The organism is Embleya sp. NPDC059213 (assembly GCF_042754445.1).
GTDB lineage: Bacteria > Actinomycetota > Actinomycetes > Streptomycetales > Streptomycetaceae > Embleya.
Window position 1 is genome coordinate 1 of record NZ_JBHZAV010000413.1, and the last position, 1,671, is coordinate 1,671.

The 1,671-nt window shown below is 67.6% G+C and carries 1 protein-coding gene; it reads left to right on the plus strand.

The features are described 5' to 3' along the window. The first annotated feature begins 104 nt into the window (after window positions 1–104). Window positions 105–1,631 (plus strand): ISL3 family transposase, encoded by a 1,527-nt coding sequence (locus ACFXMF_RS47710; protein ID WP_380018229.1) that lies wholly within the window; start codon window positions 105–107, stop codon window positions 1,629–1,631. The last annotated feature ends 40 nt before the right edge of the window (window positions 1,632–1,671 follow it).

Genomic DNA, 1,671 nt, shown 5'->3' on the forward strand with positions numbered 1-1,671 from the left:
GGCTCTGTCGCGAGTTTGGTGAAACACGAGATGTGGATCTTGGCGGCTCGTGATGATTCCGAGTGTCCGTTGCCGATCTTCTCGCCGTCCTGTTCCCACACTTCGTGCGCCTGCATGTCGAGTCCGTCCGGGTCACGGGCCGTACGGTCCGGATCCAGGCGCGAGGCCGGGAGCCGTCGGCGATCTGCCCGGGCTGCGGCACGGAGTCGATACGAGTGCACAGCCGGTACGAGCGCAGGATCTCCGATACTGCGGTCTCGAACCAGCAGTGCGTTCTTCACCTGCGGGTCCGCCGCTTCTTCTGCGACAGCACCGGCTGCGTGAAGAAGACCTTCGCCGAGCAGATCCCCGACCTGACCTTCCGCCACGGCCGCAGCACCCTGTCGTTGCGCACGATTCGTGAGGCAATCGCCCTGGCACTCGGCGGCCGGGCGGGTGCCCGGCTCGCCGAACTGCAGGCGATCGGCGTCGGCAAGGACGCGTTGCTGCGGCTCATCCGCGCGCTGCCCGACCCGGAGCCGCAGCCGGTGCGAGCCCTGGGCGTCGACGACTTCGCACTCAAGCGTGGCCACAACTATGGAACGATCCTGATCGACATGGACAGTCGGCGCCCCGTCGACGTTCTGCCCGAACGCTCCGCCGACTCCTTGGCCGACTGGCTCACCGCCCACCCCGGCACCGAGATCATCTGCCGTGACCGCGCCCACTGTTACGCCGAGGGCGCCGACCGCGGAGCCGGCACCGCCACCCAAGTCGCAGACCGCTTCCATCTCTGGAAGAACCTCGGCGAAGCCACGGAACGCCTGGTCAAACGGCTCCGCCCGCAATGGTCCCCACCGACGCCGGAGAAGGAGCCGGCCGTATTGCCGGACAAGCCCGAAGGCGTCCGCGCACAGCAGGCCCGCGAACGACATGCGGCCGTGCACGCGCTCATGGCCAAGGGCGTCAACCACACCGGGATCGTCGCCGAACTCGGCTGGGACCCCAAGACCGTCCGCAGGTTCATGCGCGCCAAGGACCCGGAAGAACTGGTCACCGGCAGCCCGACCGGCCGCCGTAGCCTCCTCGACGATCACACCACCTACCTGATCGCCCGCTTCTCCGAGGGCTGCACCAGCTCCGACCGCCTCCACCGGGAACTTCGCGAGCGCGGCCTGGCCGTCAGCGAACGCACCGTCCGACGCTTCGTCCACGACCTCAAAAGGAACAACCATCCCACCACCCGGCCCCCGGTCCCCAAGGCCCGCGAGGTGACCACCGCCGTCCTCACCCACCCCGACAACCGCACCGAGGACGACCGAGTCACCCTCAAGGAAGTCCGCGACCGCTGCCCCGATCTCGACGCCGCGTGCGACCTGATCGCCCGGTTCGCCGACATCCTCGTCCACCTCCGCGGACAGGAGAAGCTCGAGCAGTGGACCACCGACGCCGAAGTCGGCGACCTGCCCGAACTCCGCGGATTCGCCACCGGCCTACGCAAGGACTGGGACGCCGTCATGGCCGGCCTCAGCCTGCACTGGAACTCCGGCCCCGTCGAAGGACACGTCAACCGGATCAAAATGCTCAAGCGTCAGATGTACGGCCGGGCCAAGCCCGACCTCCTTCGCAAGCGCATTCTTCTCTGCCACTGAAGATCCACATCTCGTGTTTCACCAAACTCGCGACAGAGTC